Source organism: Christiangramia qingdaonensis, assembly GCF_048381525.1.
Taxonomy (GTDB): Bacteria; Bacteroidota; Bacteroidia; order Flavobacteriales; family Flavobacteriaceae; genus Christiangramia.
Genome location: NZ_JBLWIM010000015.1, coordinates 333,536 through 359,438, shown reverse-complemented (window position 1 = coordinate 359,438; position 25,903 = coordinate 333,536). Strand labels below are relative to the sequence as shown.

The window sequence follows — 25,903 nt, the reverse complement described above, 5'->3', positions numbered from 1 at the left end:
CTATAAATCATGAATAAGTTAGTAATTGCCCTGCTGTTAGCTGCAGCTCCAATGTTTACCCAGGCTCAAAACTTCGAGAAGTATGAAAATATGAAAGAAGTTGATGCGATGGTGATGACCAGTAAAATGTTTAAAATGCTGGCTAAAGTAGATCTCAGTGAAAATGATCCTGAATCACAGCAGTATATGAAGCTTATAGAGAATCTCGAAAGAATCCAGATCTATAAGTCATCAAACCCTAAGGTGATGTCTCAAATGTCAAGTGATGTTAAATCTTACCTGGCTAAAGGAAGTCTTGAAGAGTTAATGCGAGTGAATGACGATGGCAAGAATATAAAATTTTATTCTCTACCTGGGAAGAACGATAATTATGTAAGCGAACTTTTTATGTTTCTTGAAGGAACAGAAGGATCGGAACCTATGAACATTATTCTTAGCATTACGGGCCAGATCGATCTTTCACAATTGTCAAAATTAACAGCAGACCTGAAAGTTCCGGGAGCCGAAGAATTAAAGAAAGCGAACAAAAAATCTTAATCTTATGAAATCAATCAAATTATTAGTCTTAAGCACCATTACCTTACTTGCAGTATCCTGTAATAACGAAAAATCTTTACAGAAATATTATGTAGAGAATCAGCAGGACACCGACTTTCTTGCTGTAGATGTTCCTACCAGCTTATTTACCAATGCAGATGCACTTGATGAAGAGCAAAAGTCTACCATGGAAACTATCAAGAAAATAAATGTACTGGCTCTTGAAAAAGATGAGAATCCTCAAAAATTTGAAGAAGAAAAACTTAAACTGGATGAGATCTTCCAGGATGAGAAATACCAGTTATTAATGCGATATGGTGGTAGTGATCGCAAGGCGGCGCTTTACTTCATTGGTGAGGAAGATGCTATCGATGAACTTATTGTGTATGGATATGATAATGAAAAAGGACTGGGAGTTGCTCGGGTATTAGGTGAAAATATGGATCCGGAAAAGATCATGGAAATGATGCGATCATTAAAATCTGAAGATATCAATACAGGCGGAATAAAAGGAGTGATCGATATCTTCGGGAATTCTAAACCGAAGCAAAAAGATACGACTGAAGTTGAAATGGAAACATCTGCAGACACATTGTAGATTACTAAACAGTATTTTTTTTAGTTAGTTGAAAGAAAAAGCCTCCGGAACGTCCGGAGGCTTTTTTTATGATATAAAATGAATAATTTAGATTCCAGTGTAATTTTGTGGTGTTATCTTATGAAGCTCAGTTCGAACTTCTTCAGTCACGTCCAACTCGTCTATAAATCTGGAAATACTTTCTTTAGTAATTCTTTCATTAGTTCTCGTAAGACCTTTTAAAGCTTCATAAGGATTTTTATAACCTTCTCTTCTTAGGATTGTCTGAATCGCTTCAGCAGCAACCGCCCAGTTATTCTCAAGATCTGCATGTAGTTTATCTTCATTTAAAAGCAATTTATTAAGCCCTTTCAAAGTCGATTTAAAAGCGATGATCGTATGACCCATTGGAACTCCAATGTTCCTTAGAACTGTACTATCGGTTAGATCACGTTGTAGTCTGCTTACCGGTAATTTTGCTGAAAGATGTTCGAATATCGCATTGGCAATTCCAAGATTTCCTTCGGAATTTTCAAAATCTATAGGATTTACTTTATGTGGCATAGCTGAAGAACCAATCTCACCTTTTTTAATCTTCTGTTTAAAGTAATCCATCGAAATATAAGTCCAGATATCGCGATCGAGATCCAGCAGAATATTATTAATGCGTTTGAAAGCATCAAATAATGATGCCGCATGATCATAATGTTCTATCTGTGTAGTAGGGAAGGAGTGGTGAAGCTTCAGTTTCGATTCGACAAAATTCTGTCCAAAAGCTTTCCAGTCGGTATTTGGGTACGCTACTTTGTGAGCGTTGAAATTCCCGGTTGCTCCTCCAAATTTAGCTGCGTGTGGAATATTTTTTAAAAATTTTAGCTGCTCTTTGATTCGAACGACAAAAACCTGAATTTCTTTTCCAAGTCGGGTAGGTGAAGCCGGTTGACCGTGGGTACGGGCCAGGAGTGGAATATCTTTCCATTCTTCAACCAGGGATTCCAGTTTTTTTACAATTTCATCCAGTTCTGGTAGATACACTTCTTCCGTAGCCTCCTTTAAGCTTAGCGGAATCGCCGTGTTGTTGATATCCTGTGAGGTAAGACCAAAATGAATAAATTCCTTCGAATGCTGCATTCCCAGTTTTTCGAATTCCTCTTTCAAGAAATATTCTACTGCTTTCACATCATGATTAGTCACTTTTTCGATTTTCTTGATAGCCTGAGCATCGATCGAAGTGAAATTTTGATACAGCTCTCTTAGCTTTGGGAAGTGTGCGGAATTTACATCCTGAAGTTGAGGTAAGCCCTCTTCGTAAAGTGCTATAAAATATTCTACTTCGACCAGGATACGATAACGTATCAATGCTTCTTCACTAAAGTATGCTGAAAGTTGCTTGGTTTTGGATCTATACCTTCCATCTATTGGAGATACTGCAGAGAGCGATGTCATTTCTTGGTTTTAAAAATTAAAGCATAAAGATACTTCTTCCTGATTGACTAAAAAACAGATGCTACAATTTCCTCAGGATCTTCAAAGCCCGTGATCTATACCCCGGAGTTGAGGTAGAAATATTCTTTTCCAGAAGCGCTTTTAATTCAGTTTCAATCCATTTTTTTTCATTTCTGAGATCATAAATATTCTGCATGGCAAAAACTTTTACTGCAGTTTTCTCATCGTTCATTAAATATTGGAAGGAAAGCCGAATAACTTCTTTTTTTTCAACATGATGAAGATGAATTGAAGAATTACTATGGAAATGTGAATCAACCAGAAAACTGATTATTTTCATAATACATCTTTTGGAAGAGCTATCTGAATACATTTTTCCATTATTAACAATGTCAGGAATAAATTCACCCAGTATTTCAACATTATCACGTCCAATTATCTCAATTATCATCCATGCCTTCATTGATAATTCCTGAGGGAGCTTGATAAATTCTATGGTTTGTGGTAAAAGATTATTAATTAGGACTAATTCTGAAGCATGCTTACGGGAAGCAAGTTTCAAACTGGTGTTTTCCAGAATTTTCTCAACTCTTTGCATTAAGCTAATAATTGTGCTACAACCTTTGGGATACCTTCAACAGCCTTTTTACTTATAATCTGAAGTGATGCTTTTTCATTAATATTAGGTTTAGGATCGACAAAATATACAGGGCATTTCTTCGGAATAAAATCTACAAGTCCGGCAGCCGGGTAGACCTGCATGGAAGTACCTACAACGATAAGAATATCTGCCGTCGTACAATGATCTACCGCCTTTTCAAACATTGGTACGGCTTCACCAAACCAAACAATATGAGGCCTTAGTTGTTTATTATGCTCGCAGAAATCTCCATTTCGAATATCTTTTCTCCAGTCCATGACCAGGTTTTCATCGAAAGTACTTCTGGCTTTTAGCAATTCTCCATGAAGATGTAAAACATTCGAGCTGCCGGCTCGTTCATGTAGGTCATCAACATTTTGCGTAATGATCTGTACTTCATATTTCTTTTCAAGCTCTACCAGAGCATAGTGAGCGGCATTCGGTTCTACTTGAAGAAGTTGTCTTCTCCTTTGATTATAAAAATCCAGCACTAATTCTCGATTATTTTCCCACGCCATTGGTGAGGCAACTTCCATAACGTCATGACCTTCCCATAAACCGTTTTCATCTCTGAAAGTTTTTAAGCCACTTTCAGCACTTATTCCAGCTCCGCTTAAAACAACTATTTTCTTCATTTTTTTTAGGTTTCTGACTGATGATGCCAGCTTCAATTTATAAAATACAAAGAATATTTAATTAAGCATCCTGATAATTGCTCTGTAACTCCAGCTAACTTTGAATTATTCAATTATTAATTATTGAAAATCAGGTGTTATCAGAAATAATTCAGGTAGCAAAGATAAATGAAGGCGAAAAGCTCCAAAAAGAGCGCAGTTTTTATAATTTAGTACGGCCATGACCGACCAGAAATTACTTGAACATCTACAGGGATTGTTGACCGATCGAAGGATCGATCTCTTCGAAAAAGTTCTGAATCAAAGAACAGATCATTTTACCGTAGTAGCCCAGGATGTATATCAATTACATAACACCAGTGCAGTGGTTCGCAGTTGTGATGTATTCGGGATCCAGAACTTACATATTATAGAAGAGAACCTGCCCAGGCGAATCGACAAGGAAATTGCCATGGGTGCGCAGAAGTGGGTAGACGTGCATCGATATAATACTTCTCGGGAATGCCTGCATGAATTAAGGCAACAGGGTTACCAGATCGTAGCCACCACACCTCATAATGATTCAACAATGCTGGCAGATTTTGATATTACAAAACCTTCCGCCATATTTTTTGGAACAGAACAAAATGGACTTTCAGAAGAAATTCTTAGAGAGGCAGATACAAGCATTAAAATTCCTATGTACGGGTTTACTGAAAGTCTTAATATTTCAGTTTCTGCAGCGATCATACTTCAGTCTCTAAGGGAAAAGCTTGATGTTTCTAATGTAGAATGGCAGTTTTCTGAAGAACGAATGCAGGAGGTCAGAATGGCATGGACAAAGAAAACCATTAAAAATTCAGAGGAGATTATTGAACGTTTCCGTAATCAGTAAATATTCGTAACTTTTAAATTCTAAAGCTGAACAATGACCCTGTTTTTCTACTTAATTATTGCCTTAATTACTTTTTTCGCGTTTCTGCACGCATGGGCTAAAAAAGACTTTGATGTTAGCAGGACTGTGGTGATCAATAAGTCAAGAGAAGAAGTCTATGGTTTTGTTCGTCAGCTGAAAAATCAACCTTTATGGAATCCCTTGTTTCAGCGTGATCCGAATGCAGTATTAAAATATAAAGGACCAGACGGTAAGGAAGGTGCCTCTTTCTACTGGAAAGGGAATAATAAAGTAGGAGAAGGAATACAGAAGATAGTAAAGACCAAGCAGGGTAGGGTTTTTGAAACCAAGATACTTTTCATTAAACCGGTCAAGGTCAATGCGCTTACGTATATAGGTGTTAAGGAACTGGACAGTGAGAAGACCAAGATGGTTTGGGGAACCAGAGGAAACCTTGCATTCCCGCTTACTATCATTAGTATTTTTTATTCTCCCGAAAAAGCTATGGGAAATAACCTGGATCAGGGTTTAAAGGAGTTAAAACAGATTCTTGAAAATCGCTAATTCTTCTGAAGAACTTTGTATTCTTCGTAACAGCCGTTGATGGCATTCAGTATTTGGAGATCATTTGCTGTTCGCATAAAATCTTCAGAATAGTTACAATTATTCAGGATTTCATCAATTTCAGCCCGGTTTACCTGTAATAATGCCATTAAGGTTTCCCGATCAAATTTATTCCGAAGTAGATCTTTAATATCTTCATCCTTCTTCATCTCCCTGAGTTTCCGCATTTGTTTTGGTCTCGCGCCAAATATATTATAGACAAGATCTGCAGGATTGGAAAGGGAGCGTAATGCCTTTGTTACAGCATTGGGAGATTTGTCACCACCTTCATATCCAGAATTTAAACCAGAAATACTATAACGGTAATTATCATATATGGGAATGTTCTTCGCGTCGATTTCGAGGTAACCAGTTAGATTATTGGAAGTAACCGTTACTTCTTCAAGGTCAAATCCCAGTTCAGTCATTTTAACTTTAACATTGCCGTACTTAAGCCAGTCATTAGTGACTCGAACTCTAATCGATCTAAATCCCAGGTAAGAGAAATATAATGTATCATTAACCGTTGCCTGAAGTTTGAATTCCCCTTCTTCACCAGTAGTGGAACCTTTAACCTGGTTAAGGTTCACAATATGTACATTTTCAATTGGCTTGTCATTAGCCGCGTTCATTACCGTACCGGCAACAATATCCACTTCCTGTGCAGATAAGATACCTGTAAGTAGAAAAAATAATAGGGGTAAATAAGTCTTCATAGCAATCGAGCCTAAAAATAGAAAATCTTCATAAAAAACAGTGCCAAACTTAAACTAAGTTTGGCACCTTTTATTTTATGCTTTCGATCTTCTTCTTTTTATGGAACTCTCGACATTTTTATTTCGGCTTCCTTTCCGGTTGCCTTTTTTGTCTCCTCGATCTGAGCTACTACGTCTTTTTCCGAAGCTGCCTTTATCGTTAAAGCTTTTTCCGCCGCCTTTACGACCGCCTCCGCCTCTTTCTCTTCTACGACCGCCACCGCCATCAGACTTCTGATCTTTGGTGATCTCTACATTCACATATCTACCATTTTGCTGGTATTCTGTAAATGTTTTGAGAATTAGATCAGCATGCTTCTCATCTGTATTAAAGAAAGAAAAACTTGCTTTACAGTCTACTTTGAAGATATCATCCCTGTCAAGGTTTAGTTCGCCTGTAAGAAAATCTTTAAGACTTTTCCAGTCATAACCGTCTTTCGAACCAACATTAATGAAATATCTTGTATTTCCTTCTGAAACTTCTGGTCTACCTCCCGCAGATTCTGAAGTAAGATCTGGAGCTTTCTGGTAATAATTAAAGAAACGAGTAAACTCAACCGAAAAGAATTTTTTGATCAATTCTTCTTTAGTGAAATCCTCCAGAGCTTCATTGATATTTGGAAGATAAGGATCAATATCATGATTGATCTCAGTTTTCTTAATATCATTCGCTAAATGGAATAACTGGATCTTACAGATCTCTTTTCCATCAGGAATTTGCTTTTCTTCAAATTTCTGCTGAATAATCTTTTCAATAGTACGGATCTTACGAACCTCACTTTTGGAAATGATCACCATAGATACACCACTTTTACCGGCTCTACCTGTTCTACCACTACGGTGAGTATAGGTTTCTATTTCATCTGGCAACTGGTAGTTGATTACGTGAGTAATATCATCTACATCAATTCCACGGGCAGCAACATCTGTAGCTACCAGCATTTGGATTTGTCTGCTTCTGAAGCTCTTCATAACCAGGTCACGTTGATTCTGGCTAAGATCACCGTGCAGTGCAGCAGCGTTGTAGCCATCTTCGATTAGTTTTTCAGCAACCTTTTGAGTATCTCTTTTTGTTCTACAAAAAATTACAGAGAAGATATCAGGATTAGCATCTGCTAGTCTTTTTAAAGCATCATATCTATTTCTGTGATTTACCAGGTAGTATTCATGAGTCACGTTAGAAGTCCCCATGTTTTTTGATCCTACCGTGATCTCAACAGGATCTGTCATGAACTTCTTAGCGATCTTCGCAACTTCCTTAGGCATGGTAGCTGAAAACAACCAGGTCTTTTTATGTTTTGGAGTGTGTGAAAGAATGCTTTTGATGTCTTCATAGAATCCCATGTTAAGCATCTCATCTGCCTCATCAAGAACACAATAGTTAATAGAAGAGATATCTGCGAGGTTTCTTCTAATCATATCCTGCATTCTCCCTGGAGTTGCAACTATGATCTGAGCTCCTCTTTCAATCGCTCTTGCCTGATCTGTAATACTAGCGCCACCGTAAACGGCAACAACATTTAGAGATCTTTTGTATTTACTGTAGTTCTTTAACTCATTGGTGATCTGTAAACACAGTTCACGAGTTGGCGATAAGATTAAAGCCTGAGTTTTTTTAGAATTGGAATCTATTTTCTGGATAAGTGGAAAACCAAAAGCTGCGGTTTTTCCTGTTCCTGTTTGTGCCAGAGAAACCAGGTCGGTTTCCTGAGATAGAAGAATTGGAATTGATTTTTCCTGTACTTCACTAGGGGTTTCGAAACCCATGTCGTTTATGGCCTGTAGCAAATCTGCGTCCAGTCCAAGTGCTTGGAATGCGTTCATTCTTTGTTGTAAGTATTCGATTATCGTATGTAAGTGTTACATAAGAAGCGAATCGACATACTTAAACCTAAACTTCCAGTAACACATCCTCACCCTGAGGAATTTCAAGCCGCAAAGATACGTTTAAATCTGAAGCAAACTAATTTATAGTGATTTATTTAAATGGCTGAATATTAAATAGATAAGTAGTCTATGAGTTCCTTAAAAGCTTTTGCACGATGGCTAATACCCGATTTTTCTTCTAGATTCATCTCAGCAAAGGTTTTATCAAATCCTTTTGGTTGAAAAATTGGATCGTATCCGAAACCATTTTCTCCACGTTCTTCCTTGGTGATCGAACCCTCACAAATTCCTGTAAACAGATTTTCGTTATCCTTTAAACTTAATGCAATCACAGTTTTAAACCGTGCCGTACGATCATCACGTTCTTCGAGCTGATTTAATAGCTTTTTGCGATTCGCGGCATCATCCTTTTTCTCACCCGCATATCTGGCAGAATAAACTCCCGGAGCTCCAGCGAGAGATTCCACTTCCAGGCCTGTATCATCAGCAAAACAGTCATAACCATATCGAGTTCTTACATATTCTGCTTTTATGATGGCATTGGCGTCGATCGTGTCGCCGGTTTCTTCAATATCTTCATCACAGCCAATTTCCTGTAGGCTAAGTAATTCAATATGATCTGGCACTAATGCCTGAATTTCTTTGAATTTGTTCTTATTATGGGTGGCAAAAACTAATTTGATAGTATTCATTATCTATGATGGTAAGGTTCGTTCTTTAGTATAGTAAAGGCGCGATACAATTGTTCAGTAGCGAATAAGCGCACCATTTGATGAGAAAAGGTCATTTTTGAAAGAGATACTTTTCCGTTCGCCCTTGTATATACAGCATCAGAAAAGCCGTAGGGGCCACCTATCACAAAGATCAATCGCTTCAATCCTGCGTTCATTCTCTTCTGAATATATTCTGAAAATGATACAGAATCATATTGCTTACCATCCTCATCCAGCAGTACCAGGAAATCTGAATTCTGAGTTCCGCTCAATATAAGATCACCTTCTTTGATTTTCTGTTGGTTCTCGTCGAGATTCTTGGTTTTTTTAAGGTCCGGGATCACTTCAAGTTCAAATTTGATGTAATGCTGAAGTCTTTCAGAATAGATGCTTATTAGATCTTCTAGCTCCCGTTTATCGGTTTTCCCGACACACACTAATTTTATGGTCATCCCGTGATTTTAGTACAGACTTTACTACATTTACAAAAATAAGCAGAGAAAATGATCTCACCGGAACAATTCGAAAAAGAAATAGATTTAATTATAGAAAAAGCCATTCGTGAGGATGTTGGTGACGGAGACCATAGTTCTCTCGCTTGTATTCCGAAGTCTGCAAAAGGCAAAGCAAAATTGCTTGTAAAGGATCAGGGCCTTATAGCAGGAGTAAAATTTGCGGAAAAGGTATTTCATCACGTTGATCCAGAATTATCTATCGATCTTAGAATTCAAGACAGACAGAAGATTTCAAAGGGTGACATTGCATTTTATGTAGAAGGTTCTTCGCAGTCCATTCTTAAAGCAGAAAGACTTGTTTTGAATGCTATGCAGCGAATGAGTGCAATCGCAACTAAAACGGCAACTTTCGTTGAAAAATTGGAAGGCACTGGAACTAAGATTCTGGATACTCGGAAAACTACACCGGGAATACGAGCTCTGGAAAAATGGGCAGTTAAGATTGGTGGTGGCGAGAACCACAGATTCGCGCTCTATGACATGATCATGTTGAAGGATAATCATATAGATTTTGCCGGAGGTATTACAAAAGCAATAGATAAAACGAAAGAGTATCTCACTAATAATAATCTCGACTTAAAAATCATCGTAGAAGCCAGAAACATGAACGAGATCAGGGAGATATTAAAGTCAGAAGGGATTTACCGTATTCTCATAGATAATTTCAATTATGAGGACACTAGAAAAGCCGTGGATCTAATAAATGGTAAATGTTTAACAGAAAGTAGTGGAGGGATCACTTTGGAGACTGCGCGCTCTTATGCAGAATGCGGAGTGGATTATATAAGTAGTGGTGCGTTGACGCATTCTGTGTACAACTTAGATCTGAGTTTAAAAGCCGTTTAATAATGGCACCAAAAAAAGCGTTCAACTCCAAATTAAAGGATCTTTCGGCGTGGTGGAAACGCTGGTCGAAAGGGGTTATTTTACCCGGCCTGGATGGATTAACGCTTTATAATTTATGGATCATTTATTGGGGAGGGATCGTAAAAGGAACTTTTTCCACCAGGGCCAGTAGCATTGCCTTTAGCTTTTTTATGGCAATCTTTCCTTTTTTGTTATTTGTACTGAATTTGATACCCTACATCACGTTCATTGACGATTTTCAGATAGAATTTCTAGTATTTATGGATTCTCTATTGCCTCCTGAGACTTCAGATTTCTTCGGAACTATTTTCGAGGATATAGCAAGTACACCAAGGGGGGGGCTTTTATCTGTGGCATTTATACTTTCAGTATTTTTAATGACCAACGGTGTAAACGCCATTTTCACGGGATTCGAATTTAGTTATCATACCAAGCAAAACAGGTCAATACCCCGGCAGTATGCTGTTGCTTTGGGTGTTGCGCTTATACTGGCATTGTTGTTGCTTATATCTGTAATAGGTGCTGTGTATACTGCTTATGCTATTGCCGATCTAACAGATCTGGGATTGGTTAGTAAAGAAGGAACAGGAGCACATCTATTGAAATATATTGGATTTGTTATTCTAATTTATACATCTGTGGCGATACTCTATTATTTTGGAACAAAGGAAGCCAGACAGGCAAGGTTCTTTTCTGTAGGCGCAACCTTTACTACCATTCTTATAATTATTACTACCTTTTTATTCAGTTTATACATTACAAATTTTTCAAATTACAATGAATTATATGGTTCTATTGGAGCTTTATTGATCCTTATGTTCTATATATGGCTCAATTCCAACCTTTTATTACTCGGTTTCGAACTAAATGCTTCATTGATTAAATTGAAAAGGAATTTTAAATAACTTTAAACCAAACTAAACTTACAAACATGAAAAAACTAGCAGTTTTATTTATTGCAATGATGAGCTTCGGCTTAACTTCGGCTCAAACAGAAGTTGGTGGTGTAAAACTTCCAAATTCTGAAACTTACCAGGGGAATACGCTTCAGCTTAATGGAGCAGGAGTCAGAGAAAAATTATGGATCGACCTTTATGCGGGTGGACTGTACCTTTCTGAAAAATCTTCCAGTGCTGATGCTATAATGTCTTCAGACAAGCCAATGAGCATCAAATTACATATCGTTAGCAAACTAATTAGTAGCGATAAGATGGTAGATGCTGTGAATGAAGGTTTTGAAAGTTCTATGAATGGTAACACTAAGCCACTTGCTGCAGAGATCAAAAAATTCAAAGGTTTCTTTATGGAAGAAATTACTAAGAATGATGTTTTTGACATCGTTTACCTTCCAGGGTCTGGAGTGACCGCCTACAAGAACGATAAAGAACTGGGTACCATTAAAGGGATGGAATTTAAGAAAGCGTTATTTGGAATCTGGCTGTCGAAAAACCCGGCAGATGATGATCTAAAAGATGCCATGTTAGGTAAATAATATGAGGAAGTTTTTATTAGTTCTCTTAATTCTTCCACTATTTGCTCAAGATCTTAGCGCACAGGATGTTCTAGGGAAATGGGAGAATAGAAACGAAGAAGGTGTGGTAAATAGTATTATTGAGGTCTATGAGAAAGACGGTAAGATCTACGGAAAGGTAGATCGTATCATGCGCGAAGAAGATAGAGATAGACTTTGTACGAAATGTGAGGGTGATCTCCGAAATAAACCGGTTGAAGGCATGGAAATTATGCAGGGTCTGGTAAAAGACGGTGAAGAATACAGTGATGGAACCATTGTAGATCCTAAAACTGGTAAGGAATACCGTTGTAAGATCTGGATCGATGAAGAAGAGCCCGATGTGTTAAATATTCGTGGATATATCGCTCTATTTTATCAAACCAGAACCTGGCAAAGAGCCGAATAATAAACTACGAGCATAAAGCTGCCTGCAAAGTCAGACTTATTTTCATAGAACTAAAGTTTCTTAATACTTTTGAGTTCTTAGAAAGAGTCGCTGTTCAGGCAGCTTTTCGTTATTAATAATAGCAGCTTATATGTCACAATTTGTGGATCTTATTTTACCATTACCTCTGGATAACAGGTTTACGTATGCTGTCACAAATGAAGAGGCAGAGTTCATCCAGGAAGGAATGCGATTGGCTGTTCCTTTTGGTAAGAACAGGATCTATACAGGAATAGTGGCTAAAATTCATGGAACTCCGCCAGAGGTATACGAGGCTAAGCCAATACATCAGATCATAGATGAAACTCCGCTTCTTACCTATAAACAGTTGAAATTCTGGAGCTGGATCGCTTCCTATTATTTATGTACGGAAGGAGATGTAATGAGAGCAGCCTTACCTGGAGCATTTTTGCTCGAAAGCGAAAGTATTGTAAAGCTTTCTTCTGAAGTCAAAATTGAGGACCAAATGCTTACTGATGATGAGTATTTGGTTACTGAAGCTTTGCAAAGGCAGTCTTCGATGAAGATACAGGAGATCGAGCAATTACTTGACAGGAAGAAAGTATTACCTATCATCAATAAACTTGTAGCGAAAAATCTGGTAGAACTCAACCAGGAAATTTATGAGCAGTTCAAGCCAAAGGAAGTTCGTTATGTAAGTCTTAATCCTATCTATGAAGCAGAAGCTGAAATGCATGGCTTGCTGGATGAATTATCCAAGGCACCGAAACAACGTGAGGCTTTGCTAAGCTTTTTCAGTTTAACTGCAAAATCTCAAAAAGCTCTGAAATTAAAGGAACTTTCTAATGAATCTGGAGTTTCTCCTGCCGTAATTAAGGGATTAATTCAGAAGAAAATATTAATTGAAGAATACCGGTCTACAGACAGGATTCAATTCAATTCAGAAATTAGTAACCACGAAATAAACTTCAGCAGTGAGCAACTAAGAGCGTATACAGAGATCACAGAAAATTTCGCTGAAAATAATGTGTGTTTGTTACATGGTGTCACTTCTTCCGGGAAAACAGAAATTTACATTAAACTTATTGAAGCAGCCCTTAAAAAAGGTAAACAGTCATTATATCTATTACCAGAAATTGCACTAACCACTCAGCTTATTAAAAGGTTGCAGAATTACTTTGGTGATAAAGTATTGGTATATCACAGTAAGTATTCGGTAAATGAACGGGTAGAGATATATAAGCATGTAAAGGAAAATAAGGACAAAGGAAAAATCGTGATAGGAGCAAGGTCATGTATTTTCCTGCCATTTCAGGACCTTGGTCTTATTGTAGTAGATGAGGAACATGAAGCTACTTTCAAACAATTTGATCCTGCACCAAGATATCACGCTCGTGATGCGGCGGTGGTTCTGGCCAACATTTTTGAGGCTAAGATCATTCTTGGATCAGCCACACCTTCTATAGAATCCTATTTTAATGCTGTTCATAGTAAGTATGCTCTTGTGGAACTTCATAGCAGATTTGGTAATGTATTGATGCCCGAAGTAGAGGTGGTCGATATAAAAACTGCGCATAAGAAAAAGAAAATGACCGGACATTTTTCTAAAAGAATGATTGAAGAGATTAAGTCCAGTCTGAAGGAAAACGAACAAGTGATCCTTTTTCAGAATCGCAGAGGTTTTTCACCAATTCTGGAATGTAATACCTGCGGTCATTCTCCACAATGTCCAAACTGCGACGTTAGCTTAACCTATCATTCGCATAATAACCAGTTGCGATGTCATTACTGCGGTTATCATATTGCAATGCAGCATCAATGTATAGCCTGTGGTAGCAATGAAATTACAACGAAAGGATTTGGAACTGAACAGGTGGAAACTGAACTAAAAGCGCTTTTTCCAAAACATAGTATTGGTAGAATGGACCAGGATACTACCCGTGGAAAATATGCTTATGAAAAGATCATTGAAGCCTTCGAAAATCACGAAACCGATATTCTTATTGGGACTCAAATGCTTAGTAAAGGATTGGATTTTCGAAAGGTGAGCCTGGTTGGGATCATGAATGCAGACAATCTTCTTAATTTCCCAGATTTCCGGGCACATGAACGAAGTTTTCAGTTGATGTTGCAGGTGGCAGGAAGATCGGGCAGAACTAAAAAAAGAGGAAAGGTTTTGATACAGAGCTACAACCCACACCACCAGATCATTCAGCAGGTGTCAACTGGCGCATATAAAGAGATGTATGAGGAACAACTGGAGGATCGCTACCAGTATCAATACCCGCCATTTTATCGTCTCGTACGGTTGACACTAAAAAGCAGGGATTTTTCCAAAACCAATGAAGCTGCAGAGTGGCTGGCGAGAGCATTGGAAAATGTGTTCGATAGATATGTTCTGGGACCTGAATTCCCTCCGGTGGCACGTATTCGTAATGAATATTATAAGAATATTCTTATCAAGATTCCGCAGAAACAAAATCTGGGAAAAACAAAAGCGATAATCACAAGAATTTTAAAATCTTATCAGGCTATCGGCGCATTCAGGTCGGTTAGAGTGATCGTAAACGTAGATCCCCAATAAAAAAGCCACCGGTTAGGATGGCTATATATTATTGGAGTGTTGATCGTTCTTCTTATTGTATCGCACTCAGTGCTTCTACCAGATTGGCTTTCTTATGTCGGCTTAGCGGTAGTAATTCTTTATCGATCTCTATATTCTTACTATTATATCTTTCGATCTTATCTAAATTCACGATATAGGATTTGTGAGTACGCAGGAATCTTTCACTGGGAAGTTCTTTTTCAAAAGATTTCATCGTCGCGAGAACTACAAAGTTATCTTTCTCGGTTACGAACTTGACATAATCTCCAAGAGCTTGTATGTACTTCAGCTTACTTAGAAATACTTTGCGATTCTTGAGATTACTTTTTACAAAGATAAAATCATCATCCTCCTGTATTGGAGCCTGATGTTTAAGTTTATAAAGATTTACCGCTTTATTCACTGCATTGTTAAAACGGTCTTTAGTTACTGGTTTGTGAATATAGTCTACGGCATCATAATCAAAAGCCTTGAATGCATACTTGGTCTTGCCGGTCACAAATATAATTTGCGGTTTGTTTGGAAGATTATCAAGTAATTCAAAACCTGAAAGAATTGGCATTTCGATATCTAAAAAGATAAGATCTGTTTCGGTATCCAACAGGCCATTCTTAGTTTCTATAGCATTGTTATATTCGGCAACCAGGCTAAGATTAGGATGGTCTTTTATCAATTTCACGATCGATAACCTTTGCAGGCTCGAATCATCAACAACAGCACATTTAAGTAAAACTTCTTCCACGATAATTAGGTTAGACATTAACAATATTACTCATTATATATAACAAATGCAAGGTGCATATTGTTTATGCTGGTTAAAATTAAAAGTTTTACCTGGAGATTAAGCTTTGAAATATGAATAATAAATTCTATTTTTGCAGCCGATTAAATTTAAAGTAAAATTTTATGAACAACTATGAAACTGTTTTCATCTTGAATCCCGTTTTATCTGATGAGCAGATAAAGGAGACAGTTAAGAAATACGAAGATTTTCTTGTTTCTAAGGGGGCTAAGATGGTAGCTAAAGAAGATTGGGGCCTAAGAAAACTGGCTTATGCAATCCAACACAAGAAGAGTGGTTTTTATCACTTATTTGAATATGAAGCTCCTGGTGAGGTTATCGAACCTTTAGAGTTAGAATTCAGAAGAGACGAACGTATGATGCGTTATTTAACGGTTAAGTTAGATAAACATGCAATCGCTTGGGCTGAGAAGAGAAGAAAACGTAACAAGGAAAAAGCGTAATCATGGCAACATCTATTGAACAACAAGCAAAAGGAAAAAAAGACGGAGAGATCAGGTATCTAACTCCTCTTAATATAGAAACTACCAAAGCGAAAAAATACTGTAGATTCAAAAGATCTGGTATTAAGTACGTTGATTACAAAGATCCAGATTTTCTTATGGGGTTTGTAAACGAGCAGGGTAAATTGTTACCTCGTCGTTTAACAGGTACTTCTTTGAAGTTTCAGAGAAAAGTGGCTACTGCGGTAAAGCGTGCTCGTCACTTAGCACTAATGCCTTACGTAGGTGATTTATTAAAATAAAAAGAGGCAGTTATGGATGTAATACTTAAAAAAGACGTAGACAATCTAGGTTTTAAAGATGATGTTGTGGCTGTTAAAAACGGTTACGGGAGAAATTATCTTATACCTCATGGATACGCTGAACTGGCAACTCCTTCTGCAAGAAAAGTTTTATCTGAAACTTTAAAGCAGCGTGCCTATAAAGAACAAAAGCACATTGACGAAGCTAAGAAACAGGCTGAGAAACTTAACAATATTGAGATCAAGATGACTGCTAAAGCAGGTGCTGGTGACAAGTTGTTTGGTTCTATCACTAATGGTGATCTAGCTGATGCTCTTGCTAAAGAAGGTGTAGAAATTGAGAAAAAATATATTAACATCGCCGGTGGAAACATCAAGCGTTTAGGACAATACGAGGCAACTTTGCGTTTTCATCGTGAAGTAGTTTCAAACCTAAGTTTTGACGTTGTAGGGGAAGCTTAATATTATAATTTTATAGCAAAAAGCCCGCTCATTTATGAGTGGGCTTTTCTTATTTTTACAAAAATGAAATACGCTCGATTAACAAAAGAACAATTTGAAGAGATGCATCAGGAATTCATTAATTTCCTGGCAACTCAGTCTATCACCGGTGAGGAATGGGATAAGATCAAAAAAGAACAGCCAAAGGTTGCGGAAGATGAAATGGATCTGTTTAGCGATCTCGTATGGGAAGGAGTTCTTAATAAGGTTGAATTCCTGGAGCATTTTTCACCAAATCAGGTCTTCCTTTTTTATATTTCTGAAATATCCATCAATCTTATCGCGATTAAGGTAGATAATGAATCTGTAGACATTACAACCCGGGAAGGTTATCAATGGTTACAAACTAACCTTATGAATGAGATGGTTAATATTTATACCTCTTCAAAAGTTCTTAGTGAGGACAGAAACAAGGATATTTTCGCTTTGATTAAACAGGGAGCAAATATTACAAAAGGTGAACTATACGCTTATTTTAAGAATATTGTAGACAAAGATGCTTAGAACTATTCGTATCTAAGTGATTCTATAGGATCCTGTTTTGCAGCCTTAGCAGCAGGGTAACTGCCTGCGAGTATAGCTACGAATATAGTAATCCCGGTAGCCCATAACATGGCTTTCCATGGTGTGGTGAAATCGAAATCCAGGGAAGACGATACACCCCAGCCAATAAGAATTCCGAGTAATATACCTAGTAGTCCACCAAGCTGACCAATTACTAAGGTTTCCAGGAAGAACTGCATTGCAATAGTGTTTTTCTTGGCGCCTAGGGCTTTTCTAACTCCAATTTCCCGTGTTCTTTCGGTAACACTTACCAGCATGATATTCATCAAGGCGATGGAAGATCCAAATATGGTAATGATCGAAATGATCCAGGCTGCTATATTCAAAGCGCCAGTGATTTGAAGAATACGATTAATAAGATCATCGCTTCTTTCTATTCCAAAATTGTTGTCTTCTTTTGGGTTTAATCCTCTAATATTTCTGAAGGTGATAATAGCTTCATCCATTGCTGATTCCAGCATTTCCTTATCATCCACCTTTACGCTCAGGCTGTAATTGATATTTGGCTGAGAAAAGATCGAGCGAGCATGCTGAATAGGGATAAAAACTCTTAGATCCTGATTGTTTCCGAAGGTACTTCCTTTACTTTCCAGAATTCCAATCACTTTGAATTTCGCCCCGCGAATACTAATTGTTTTATTAACGGGATCCATTCCATTAAAAATGCCGTCTTTATAGTCGGCACCAATCACCGCAACATTATTATTATTGTTAATATCGAAAATATTAAACTCTCTTCCTTCTTCAACTTCCAGTCCGGAGTTCTCTAAATAATATTCATTTACCCCGAGAACTGAAATATCCGGATCTGTTTTTTCATTCTGATATTTAATTTCTGCAGATCCCGTTCCCGTAAATGATATAGCAGTTTCAGTAAAAGGAAATTGAAATTTCTCCTTAAACTCGGTCACTTCCCTATAGCTAATTGTGGGATTCACTTTCCGGTCCTCACTGCTTATTCTCTCTCTGAACTCGTAACGTTGCAGGTTAAAAGTATTCGCGCCCATTGAAGCAAAATCCTGACTTATAGTGTTTTCCAGTGCTGCTACAGCACTAAGAATCCCAACTAATGCTGTGATACCAATAGCGATGATGAGAACGGTTAATACAGTTCTTAGTGACTGATTTCTTATGGAACTTAGAGCAATTCTAATATTTTCCCGCAGGAGTGAAAACATGGGCTAACTTTTCGATCTTAACGATTAGACTATAAAATGATAGGATTGTTACTTAAAATATCAAATTTGTTTGGGTTCACTCAAAAATTAAGATATTTGCAGTCCTTTAAAAATCATATTTCAGCTTAGAACTTTATGGCACAAAAACCGTCAATTCCAAAAGGTACCAGAGATTTTTCTCCGGAAGAAGTAGCAAAAAGAAACTACATTTTCGATATTATCAAAACTCAATTTAAAAGTTTTGGTTTTCAACCTATCGAAACTCCAAGTTTTGAGAACTCTTCGACCCTAATGGGGAAATATGGTGAAGAAGGAGATCGCCTGATTTTTAAAATTCTTAATTCAGGTGATTATCTTAAAAAAGCTGATGCGAAAGCTCTGGAGTTCAAGGATAGTACAACATTAACTTCTTCTATAAGCGAGAAAGCATTAAGATATGATCTTACGGTTCCTTTTGCCAGGTACGTGGTTCAACATCAAAATGAGATCGAGTTCCCTTTCAAACGTTACCAGATACAACCAGTTTGGAGAGCAGATCGTCCTCAAAAAGGGAGGTTTAGAGAGTTTTTCCAATGTGATGCAGATGTAGTGGGAAGCGATAGTCTATGGCAGGAAGTGGAATTCATACAATTGTATGATGCAGTATTTACTCAATTAGGTCTGGAAGATGTTGTAATCAAGATCAATAATAGAAAGATCTTATCCGGTTTTGCTGAAGTAATTGGAGAACAGGATCGGCTTGTAGATTTTACTGTAGCGCTGGATAAACTTGATAAGATTGGTGAAGCTGGTGTTCGGAAAGAAATGCTTGAAAAAGGTATTTCTGAAAAGGCTATTGAAAAAATATCGCCAATTTTTGATCTCAAGGGTTCTTTTGCCGAAAAGATCTCAGGTTTACAATCTATTCTGAAAAGTTCAGAAACAGGATTGAAAGGTATCGAAGAATTACAATTCATACAGAATGCTGTAGCTGAAATGCCTTTGAAAACCGCTACCCTCGACCTTGATGTGACTCTGGCACGCGGACTCAATTACTACACCGGAGCTATTCTTGAAGTTGCTGCTCCCAAAAAAGTTAAGATGGGAAGCATTGGTGGAGGAGGAAGATATGACGATCTTACCGGAATTTTTGGTTTGAAGAATATGAGCGGAATGGGAATTTCGTTTGGTTTGGATAGAATATATCTTGTCCTTGAAGAATTGGATCTGTTTCCTGAAACTGTACGGAAGAATACCAAAGTTCTTTTTATAAATTTTGGAGATAAGGAATCCTTATATGCGATGAAATCCATCAGGTCTTTAAGAAATGCCGGAATTACTGCTGAACTTTATCCGGACAGTTCCAAAATGGGTAAACAAATGAAATATGCCGATAAACGAGATATTCCATTTGTCATACTTGCAGGCGAAGAGGAAATAGAACAGCAAACCTTTACTCTAAAGCATATGAAATCTGGTGAGCAGGATACACTTCGTTTGGAAGATCTTATCTCGAAGCTTTCGTAACCTAATGGTCGCTTGCCGCATTTAAATTTTCCATTTCTTCTTTGGTAAGTTCCATGTTGACAGCTTCTTCGAAACTTTTTAAATGCTCAGCTTTGGTTGCACTTGCAATTGGAGCGGTAATTCCCGGGCGCTGCATGATCCATCTCAAAGCAATTCCTGCCTGGGAAATATTGTGATGGTCTGATATATCTTTAAGTGCTTGGAGTACTTTTTCACCTCGATCATCGAAGTAATCTCCAAGGAACTGTTCACGATCACTTCCTTTTATGTCTTCGATACTTTGATATTTTCCGGAGAGGAATCCGCTGGCTAAACTGAAATAGGAGGTGACTCCAAGATTATTTTCCTGGCAGATTGTCTGAATTTTCCCTTCGAACTTGCGTCGCTGCATCAAACTATATTCCGGCTGGAAAACCTGATACTTTGGTAAATCATCATTTTTTGAAGCGTCTAAAGACTCCTGTAATCTTTCAGGACTCAAATTTGAAGCTCCAATATATCTCACCTTTCCCTGTTCAATTAATTTCTGATAGGCACCAAGGGTTTCTTCTACAGGTGTTTTATTATCATCCCAATGGGTGAAATAAAGGTCGATATGATCTGTTTGTAATCTTCGCAGGCTATCTTCTACCGCATTAAGAATATGTGTTTTGGAAATATCCTTATCGCCACCTTGTTGCATACTGGAGCCTACTTTGGTGGTAATGGTCAATTTATGTCGGTTACCTCTAGACTTCATGTATTTTCCAATAATACTTTCAGATTCACCACCAGAGTTACCTTCAGCCCATCTGGAGTAAACATCTGCAGAATCAATAAGGTCAAATCCCATATCCAGCAGCTGATCCATCATTCTGAAAGATTCTTTTTCATCGATCGTCCACCCAAATACATTTCCGCCGAAAATGATAGGAGGAGTATATAATTCTGTATTGCCTAATTTTTGTTTTTTCATTATGCTAACTTTTATCTAATTCTGTCTTCGAAGTTTGTCGTAGAGATAATAATATCGAACCTATTAAAATTAAAGCTATAAAGCAAAGGGAGATCCAGATTGGTATTTCGTAAAGATCACTTACCAGGAATTTTATTCCCACGAAAGCCAGTATAATTCCCAGACCTTCATTCAAGTAAATAAACCTGTCTTTCATATCTGCCAGCAAAAAATACAGAGCGCGAAGACCCATAATGGCAAATGCATTTGAGCTTATGATTATAAATTCATTCCTGCTTACTGCTAAAATTGCCGGGATAGAATCTACCGCGAAGATCACATCGGTTAGTTCTATGATGATCAAAACGGTTAATAGAGGAGTGGCAATCTTCTTACCATTTTCTCTTACAAAAAAGTTGTCTTCCCTGTAACCATTAGTTTGAGGAATCACTTTTCGTACCCATTTGAAAATTCTATTATTATCGGGATTAGCTTCAGTAATGTCACTTTTGAAGATCTTATAGGCAGTATACAGTAAAAATGCACCGAATACATAAATGATCCAATTTACTTTTTCGATCAGGGCAATTCCGCCGAAAATAAAAATGACTCTTAGAACAAGGGCGCCGAAAATCCCCCAGAATAAAACTTTATGCTGAAATTCCTTTGGCACTTTGAAATAGTTAAAGAGTACAGCCCAAAGGAAGACATTATCCATGGACAGTGATTTCTCAACCAAATAGCCGGCGAGATATTCTCCTGCGGCCAGAGAACCCTGCCACCAATAGATGACAGTTGTAAATAGAAGCCCCAGGCTAATCCAGCCGGCACTATACCACGCAGCTTCCTTGGTATTTATCCTATGAGGCGTTCTCATCACTATTTTTAAGTCTACGATTAGGAGAAGGATGATGAAGGCAGAAAAGGCTATCCATACCCACGGATCTACCATAAAATCTTCGGAAGATGCTGCCACAGGTTCTATGTATCCGTCAAAATTAGAAGCTATTATTATCACAGTTTTTTGAGCAAATAAAACTCAAATTTGGATATGAGATTTGATTTTACAACAACTATAACAATTAGAAATTGAATCGTCTTTTTTTAATTTGACTTCGATGAGAAACATTTGAAGGGTCGCTGTAATATTCATAATACTAATGACTTAGAACTATTTTATTGATTAAACAAAAATCATAAAAAAATATTAAGATGAGTGATATACATAATTCTGTCCAAATTATTCTCTAGCTTTAAAAGGTATTCTAGTATTTATTAGAAACCAATTACCAACCAAAACCATATAAAATGGAAATTAAACAACATCCTGATACCGAGGAATTGGTATTGAATATTAATGGGCGAGATGTTAGTATGAAAATTTCTGCATGGACAACTCTTGTTGATGCCTTGCGGGAACAGTTGCAGCTTACAGGAACTAAGAAAGGCTGTGATCATGGACAGTGTGGAGCCTGCACAGTGCTAATAGACGGAAAACATATTAATTCTTGCCTGACCCTTGCCGCAATGCAAACAGGAAAAGAAATTGTTACGGTGGAAGGATTAGCCAGTGGAGATGAATTGCACCCTGTGCAGGAAGCATTCATCAAACATGATGCGTTCCAATGTGGCTATTGCACACCCGGGCAGATATGCTCTACCATTGGACTGCTGAATATGAATAAAGGAAGTGATCCTGCGGAATTACGAGATCTCATGAGTGGAAATATTTGTCGCTGTGGAGCTTACGTCAACATTTATAAAGTGGTGGAAGAATTGAAAGACAGAAATACCGAAGCTTTATCTAAAAACAGCAATTAGACTATGAATAATATTTCTTATAAAAGAGCAGAAAGCGTGAAAGACGCGATCGAACAAATAGGTTCTGAGAAAGAGAGTAGCAGATTTATTGGTGGTGGGACTAATTTGCTGGATCTTATGAAGTACAGGGTTGAGAATCCTGAACACTTAATTGATATAAATCATCTGGATCTTTCGAATATCGAAAACTCAGATTCTGGTGGTTTAATTCTTGGTGCTACAAAAACGAATGCTGATACAGCTTATCACGAGCAGGTAGAAAAGCGATATCCACTACTTTCTGAGGCTATGCTCTCTGCTGCTTCAGCACAGTTACGGAATATGGCTACCAATGGGGGAAATTTATTACAACGTACAAGATGCTTCTATTTTTATGATACTTCAACTCCCTGTAATAAAAGAGAGCCGGGAAGCGGATGTTCCGCATTAGAGGGTTTTAACCGTTTACATGCAATCCTTGGAGAAAGCGAACATTGTATCGCGACTCATCCTTCAGATATGGCGGTAGCGCTTGCGGCCCTGGATGCGACAGTTCATGTTAGTGGAGCTGAAGGTGATAGAACAATTGCCGTAACTGACTTCCATAAACTTCCTGGTGACACCCCACATATAGAAACCAATTTAGAACCGGGAGAGGTCATTACTGGAATCGAACTTCCTGAAAAGGGTTTTGAGAAGAACTATCATTATTTAAAAGTCAGAGACAGGCCCTCTTATGCTTTCGCCTTAATTTCAGTAGCAGCTGCAATTGAATTAGAAAATACCACTATCAAAGATGTTAGAGTTGCTTTGGGTGGAGTTGCACACAAACCCTGGAGAAAACCTTCCGTAGAAAAAGAGTTTTTTGGAAAAGGAGCAAATACAGAGAATTTCGAGCAATTAGCGAATAAACTTACTGAAGGAGCTAAAGGATACGGTGATAATGATTTTAAAATTCCACTGGTAAGAAAATCTATTGTTAGAGCATTAACAGAAGCAATGAACAAATAGCATGATAGCAGAGACAAAATATATAGGGAAACCTACCAGAAGGGTAGATGGGATAAAGAAAGTAACAGGTAATGCTGTATATAGCGCTGAATTCAATCCTGAGCATTTAGTACATGGATATATTATCAATAGTACGATTTCCAGAGGTAAAATTGTTGCTATTAATAATGAAGAAGCATTAAAAGTGCCAGGAGTTCGACAGGTATTTACCCATGAAAATATCCCGGAAGAAGTTAAGATAAATTCAAATTATACAGATCCTCTGGCTCCTCCTGGTAATCCATTCAGACCATTTTACAACGAAGACATTCTGTATAATGGACAGCCGGTCGCATTAATCGTTGCAGATACTTTTGAAACTGCCGCATATGCCGCCGGACTGGTTAAAATAGATTATGAAAAAGAACAGGGTTGTGAGGTGGATCTTAAAGCAAATCTTCAGAATGCAACCAGAGAGGATGTTCCTGAACCACCAGAGCCCAGAGGTGATGCTGCAGAAGCTTATGATTCTTCTAAACATAAGGTTGATGTAGAATACTATTTGCCTCGCCATTATCAAAATCCTATGGAAACTTTTGCGACCGTAGCGATCTGGAACGAAGAGGAGCAGGGTTTTACCATTTATGATAAAATACAGGGAGTTGGAAGTAGTCAGCAATATATTTCTGGGATCTTCAATCTGGAAAAAGAAAAGGTTAGGGTTTTATCTCCTTTTGTAGGTGGGGGATTCGGGTCTGGTTTGAGACCACAATACCAGTTATTCTGTGCTGCAATGGCTTCAAAAGTCCTCAATTTGCCAGTGAAGGTTGTAATGACTAGAACTCAAATGTTCACTTTTGGACACAGGCCTGCCTGTTTACAGCGATTAAAACTATCATCTGATGAATCTGGTAAATTGAAATCAATTAATCATGAGGCATTTGGCGAAACATCAAGGTTTGAAATGTTCAATGAAACCGTTGTTGACTGGTCTGGAATGATGTACCAGTGTGATAATGTGAAACTTGATTATCAATTGGTGCCTTTGGATGTCTATACGCCTATGGATATGCGAGCACCGGGAGGAGCTACAGGAATGTATGCGCTGGAATGCGCTATAGACGAACTAGCCATTGAAGCTGGGGTAGATCCACTGGAGTTCCGTTTAATAAACTATGCTGATATTGATCAAAATGAAGGTAAGCCGTATTCAAGCAAAGAATTAAGAGCTGCTTTTCTCAAGGCATCAGAAAGTTTTGGCTGGGATAAAAGAAATGCAAAGCCTGGAAGCATGCAGGATGGTAATAATCTTGTAGGTTATGGAATGGCCACCGGAGTCTGGGAAGCTTTACAGCAGGAATCTTCGGCGAAAGCAATTTTAACTTCTGAAGGAAAACTAACAGTTAGTAGTGGAACGGCAGATATTGGTACTGGAACATATACGATCATGTCCCAGATAGCTGCGGAAATAGTAGGTATTCCATTGGAAGATGTAGAATTCCAACTTGGAGACTCTAGTTTGCCGAAAGCTCCAATTGAAGGAGGATCCTGGACAGCATCTTCAGTAGGTTCAGCAGTAAAACTTGTGTGTCATGCGCTTCAGAAGAAAATATTTGGATACGCTCAACAGAGTTTTCCAGAAGAGTTGAAAGATGCAATGTTCGAAGATGCCGAGTTCAGTAATAGACATCTGAGCGTAAAATCTACCAGACTTAGTTATTCTGAAATATTAGCTGCTTCCGGACAAAAATCTGTGGAAACAAGCTTTAATTCTCAACCTGCAGATGATCGTAGTAAATATTCATGCTATTCACATTCCTGTGTTATGGTAGAAGTTCATGTAGATAAGGATACTAAAATGATCACGGTTCCTAGAGTTGTGAGTGCTATAGCAGGAGGTAAAATACTTAATCCTAAGACTGCTGAAAGTCAGATTCTGGGTGGAATTACCTGGGGAATAAGTATGGCGCTTGAGGAAGAAGGAATGATGGATAGTCGTAATGGCCGAATCATGAATGCGAACCTTGCTGAATATCATGTAGCAGTACAAGCAGATATTCAGGATCTTGAAGTGATCTTTGTGCCGGAGCATGATGAAATTGTGAATCCGCTGGGAGCCAAAGGTCTTGGTGAAATTGGTATTGTAGGAGTTGCTTCTGCAATTTGCAATGCGATCTATAACGCTACCGGTAAACGAGTGAGAGAATTACCCATTACACTGGATAAGTTAGTGTAGATCAGGAAATAAAAAAATGATAAAAAGTAAAAAGGGATTTCGAGCATACGAAATCCCTTTTTTTGTAGCGAGAC

28 protein-coding genes are annotated in these 25,903 nt (G+C 37.8%); 17 read left to right on the top strand and 11 right to left on the bottom strand.

The window, feature by feature from the left end:
• Positions 1 to 9: 9 nt before the first annotated feature.
• Both ACNI3T_RS13035 and ACNI3T_RS13030 read left to right on the top strand, forming a co-directional pair.
• On the top strand, positions 10 to 537 hold the full coding sequence (locus ACNI3T_RS13035) for a DUF4252 domain-containing protein (protein ID WP_322300447.1): 528 nt from the start codon (positions 10 to 12) through the stop codon (positions 535 to 537).
• 4 nt (positions 538 to 541) lie between these two features.
• Positions 542 to 1,135, top strand: a complete 594-nt coding sequence (locus tag ACNI3T_RS13030) for a DUF4252 domain-containing protein (protein WP_418228168.1) — start codon at positions 542 to 544, stop codon at positions 1,133 to 1,135.
• An 87-nt stretch (positions 1,136 to 1,222) separates the two neighbouring features.
• Here the strand turns inward: ACNI3T_RS13030 and purB are convergent, their stop codons facing one another.
• The 3 genes from purB to ACNI3T_RS13015 form a co-directional block, all read right to left on the bottom strand.
• The gene (gene purB / locus ACNI3T_RS13025) at positions 1,223 to 2,560 is read right to left on the bottom strand and encodes an adenylosuccinate lyase (protein WP_418228167.1); all 1,338 of its coding nucleotides are present in this window, start codon (positions 2,558 to 2,560) and stop codon (positions 1,223 to 1,225) included.
• 61 nt (positions 2,561 to 2,621) lie between these two features.
• Positions 2,622 to 3,158, bottom strand: a complete 537-nt coding sequence (locus tag ACNI3T_RS13020) for a hypothetical protein (protein ID WP_418228166.1) — start codon at positions 3,156 to 3,158, stop codon at positions 2,622 to 2,624.
• On the bottom strand, positions 3,158 to 3,835 hold the full coding sequence (locus ACNI3T_RS13015) for an SIR2 family NAD-dependent protein deacylase (RefSeq protein WP_418228165.1): 678 nt from the start codon (positions 3,833 to 3,835) through the stop codon (positions 3,158 to 3,160). Before ACNI3T_RS13015 ends, ACNI3T_RS13020 begins: the two co-directional genes overlap by 1 nt.
• Positions 3,836 to 4,055: 220 nt before the next feature.
• Here ACNI3T_RS13015 and ACNI3T_RS13010 point away from each other — a divergent pair, with 220 nt between their 5' ends.
• A complete protein-coding gene (locus ACNI3T_RS13010; protein WP_418228164.1) occupies positions 4,056 to 4,709 on the top strand; it encodes a TrmH family RNA methyltransferase in 654 nt (217 codons plus the stop codon).
• A 33-nt stretch (positions 4,710 to 4,742) separates the two neighbouring features.
• Positions 4,743 to 5,273: an SRPBCC family protein gene (locus ACNI3T_RS13005; protein WP_141877887.1), complete on the top strand. Its 531-nt coding sequence runs from the start codon at positions 4,743 to 4,745 to the stop codon at positions 5,271 to 5,273.
• Here the strand turns inward: ACNI3T_RS13005 and ACNI3T_RS13000 are convergent.
• From ACNI3T_RS13000 to rlmH, 4 genes are all read right to left on the bottom strand, one after another.
• Positions 5,270 to 6,028: a carboxypeptidase-like regulatory domain-containing protein gene (locus tag ACNI3T_RS13000; RefSeq protein ID WP_141877886.1), complete on the bottom strand. Its 759-nt coding sequence runs from the start codon at positions 6,026 to 6,028 to the stop codon at positions 5,270 to 5,272. The two genes, ACNI3T_RS13005 and ACNI3T_RS13000, sit on opposite strands and share 4 nt — an antisense overlap.
• Positions 6,029 to 6,103: 75 nt before the next feature.
• A complete protein-coding gene (locus tag ACNI3T_RS12995) occupies positions 6,104 to 7,891 on the bottom strand; it encodes a DEAD/DEAH box helicase (protein ID WP_322300439.1) in 1,788 nt (595 codons plus the stop codon).
• 173 nt (positions 7,892 to 8,064) lie between these two features.
• Positions 8,065 to 8,637, bottom strand: coding sequence for a non-canonical purine NTP diphosphatase (locus ACNI3T_RS12990; RefSeq protein ID WP_418228306.1), 573 nt, complete (start codon positions 8,635 to 8,637; stop codon positions 8,065 to 8,067).
• An 8-nt stretch (positions 8,638 to 8,645) separates the two neighbouring features.
• A complete protein-coding gene (gene rlmH / locus ACNI3T_RS12985; RefSeq protein ID WP_418228163.1) occupies positions 8,646 to 9,119 on the bottom strand; it encodes a 23S rRNA (pseudouridine(1915)-N(3))-methyltransferase RlmH in 474 nt (157 codons plus the stop codon).
• 51 nt (positions 9,120 to 9,170) lie between these two features.
• Between rlmH and nadC the strand changes: the two genes are divergently transcribed.
• The 5 genes from nadC to priA all read left to right on the top strand — a co-directional run bounded on the left by nadC (position 9,171) and on the right by priA (position 14,552).
• Positions 9,171 to 10,028 carry a carboxylating nicotinate-nucleotide diphosphorylase gene (gene nadC / locus ACNI3T_RS12980; protein ID WP_418228162.1) on the top strand — a complete coding sequence of 286 codons (858 nt, stop codon included), beginning with the start codon at positions 9,171 to 9,173 and terminating at the stop codon, positions 10,026 to 10,028.
• A 2-nt stretch (positions 10,029 to 10,030) separates the two neighbouring features.
• On the top strand, positions 10,031 to 10,954 hold the full coding sequence (locus tag ACNI3T_RS12975) for a YihY/virulence factor BrkB family protein (protein WP_418228160.1): 924 nt from the start codon (positions 10,031 to 10,033) through the stop codon (positions 10,952 to 10,954).
• A gap of 26 nt (positions 10,955 to 10,980) precedes the next feature.
• Complete coding sequence (locus ACNI3T_RS12970) at positions 10,981 to 11,541, top strand: chalcone isomerase family protein (protein WP_418228158.1); 561 nt, start codon at positions 10,981 to 10,983, stop codon at positions 11,539 to 11,541.
• Between the two features lies 1 nt (position 11,542).
• Entirely contained in the window at positions 11,543 to 11,968 is a 426-nt protein-coding gene (locus tag ACNI3T_RS12965) for a DUF2147 domain-containing protein (protein WP_418228156.1), read from the top strand.
• A 130-nt stretch (positions 11,969 to 12,098) separates the two neighbouring features.
• Positions 12,099 to 14,552, top strand: coding sequence for a replication restart helicase PriA (priA, locus tag ACNI3T_RS12960; RefSeq protein WP_418228154.1), 2,454 nt, complete (start codon positions 12,099 to 12,101; stop codon positions 14,550 to 14,552).
• A 52-nt stretch (positions 14,553 to 14,604) separates the two neighbouring features.
• Here priA and ACNI3T_RS12955 read toward each other — a convergent pair whose 3' ends face one another.
• Complete coding sequence (locus ACNI3T_RS12955) at positions 14,605 to 15,333, bottom strand: LytR/AlgR family response regulator transcription factor (protein ID WP_418228153.1); 729 nt, start codon at positions 15,331 to 15,333, stop codon at positions 14,605 to 14,607.
• A gap of 146 nt (positions 15,334 to 15,479) precedes the next feature.
• Here ACNI3T_RS12955 and rpsF point away from each other — a divergent pair, with 146 nt between their 5' ends.
• From rpsF to ACNI3T_RS12935, 4 genes are all read left to right on the top strand, one after another.
• Entirely contained in the window at positions 15,480 to 15,818 is a 339-nt protein-coding gene (rpsF, locus tag ACNI3T_RS12950; RefSeq protein ID WP_322300431.1) for a 30S ribosomal protein S6, read from the top strand.
• Between the two features lie 2 nt (positions 15,819 to 15,820).
• Positions 15,821 to 16,120, top strand: a complete 300-nt coding sequence (gene rpsR, locus ACNI3T_RS12945; protein ID WP_026916063.1) for a 30S ribosomal protein S18 — start codon at positions 15,821 to 15,823, stop codon at positions 16,118 to 16,120.
• A gap of 12 nt (positions 16,121 to 16,132) precedes the next feature.
• On the top strand, positions 16,133 to 16,582 hold the full coding sequence (gene rplI, locus ACNI3T_RS12940; protein ID WP_322300430.1) for a 50S ribosomal protein L9: 450 nt from the start codon (positions 16,133 to 16,135) through the stop codon (positions 16,580 to 16,582).
• 63 nt (positions 16,583 to 16,645) lie between these two features.
• Positions 16,646 to 17,125 (top strand): DUF6495 family protein, encoded by a 480-nt coding sequence (locus ACNI3T_RS12935; protein WP_418228152.1) that lies wholly within the window; start codon positions 16,646 to 16,648, stop codon positions 17,123 to 17,125.
• A 2-nt stretch (positions 17,126 to 17,127) separates the two neighbouring features.
• Here the strand turns inward: ACNI3T_RS12935 and ACNI3T_RS12930 are convergent, their stop codons facing one another.
• Entirely contained in the window at positions 17,128 to 18,363 is a 1,236-nt protein-coding gene (locus ACNI3T_RS12930) for an ABC transporter permease (RefSeq protein ID WP_418228151.1), read from the bottom strand.
• Between the two features lie 135 nt (positions 18,364 to 18,498).
• On the opposite strand from ACNI3T_RS12930, the gene hisS reads away from it, so the two are divergent.
• Positions 18,499 to 19,869 (top strand): histidine--tRNA ligase, encoded by a 1,371-nt coding sequence (gene hisS / locus ACNI3T_RS12925; RefSeq protein ID WP_418228150.1) that lies wholly within the window; start codon positions 18,499 to 18,501, stop codon positions 19,867 to 19,869.
• A 1-nt stretch (position 19,870) separates the two neighbouring features.
• On the opposite strand, the gene ACNI3T_RS12920 is transcribed toward hisS, so the two are convergent.
• Positions 19,871 to 20,824, bottom strand: a complete 954-nt coding sequence (locus ACNI3T_RS12920; protein WP_418228149.1) for an aldo/keto reductase — start codon at positions 20,822 to 20,824, stop codon at positions 19,871 to 19,873.
• Between the two features lie 4 nt (positions 20,825 to 20,828).
• Positions 20,829 to 21,821, bottom strand: a complete 993-nt coding sequence (locus ACNI3T_RS12915) for a TerC family protein (protein ID WP_418228148.1) — start codon at positions 21,819 to 21,821, stop codon at positions 20,829 to 20,831.
• Between the two features lie 290 nt (positions 21,822 to 22,111).
• Between ACNI3T_RS12915 and ACNI3T_RS12910 the strand changes: the two genes are divergently transcribed.
• Genes ACNI3T_RS12910 through ACNI3T_RS12900 form a run of 3 tightly spaced genes read left to right on the top strand, consistent with a single transcriptional unit; the run spans position 22,112 to position 25,829 of the window.
• Positions 22,112 to 22,624 (top strand): (2Fe-2S)-binding protein, encoded by a 513-nt coding sequence (locus ACNI3T_RS12910; protein WP_418228147.1) that lies wholly within the window; start codon positions 22,112 to 22,114, stop codon positions 22,622 to 22,624.
• Positions 22,625 to 22,627: 3 nt separating this feature from the next.
• On the top strand, positions 22,628 to 23,614 hold the full coding sequence (locus tag ACNI3T_RS12905; RefSeq protein WP_418228146.1) for an FAD binding domain-containing protein: 987 nt from the start codon (positions 22,628 to 22,630) through the stop codon (positions 23,612 to 23,614).
• A gap of 1 nt (position 23,615) precedes the next feature.
• Positions 23,616 to 25,829 (top strand): xanthine dehydrogenase family protein molybdopterin-binding subunit, encoded by a 2,214-nt coding sequence (locus ACNI3T_RS12900; RefSeq protein WP_418228145.1) that lies wholly within the window; start codon positions 23,616 to 23,618, stop codon positions 25,827 to 25,829.
• Positions 25,830 to 25,903: the final 74 nt, after the last annotated feature.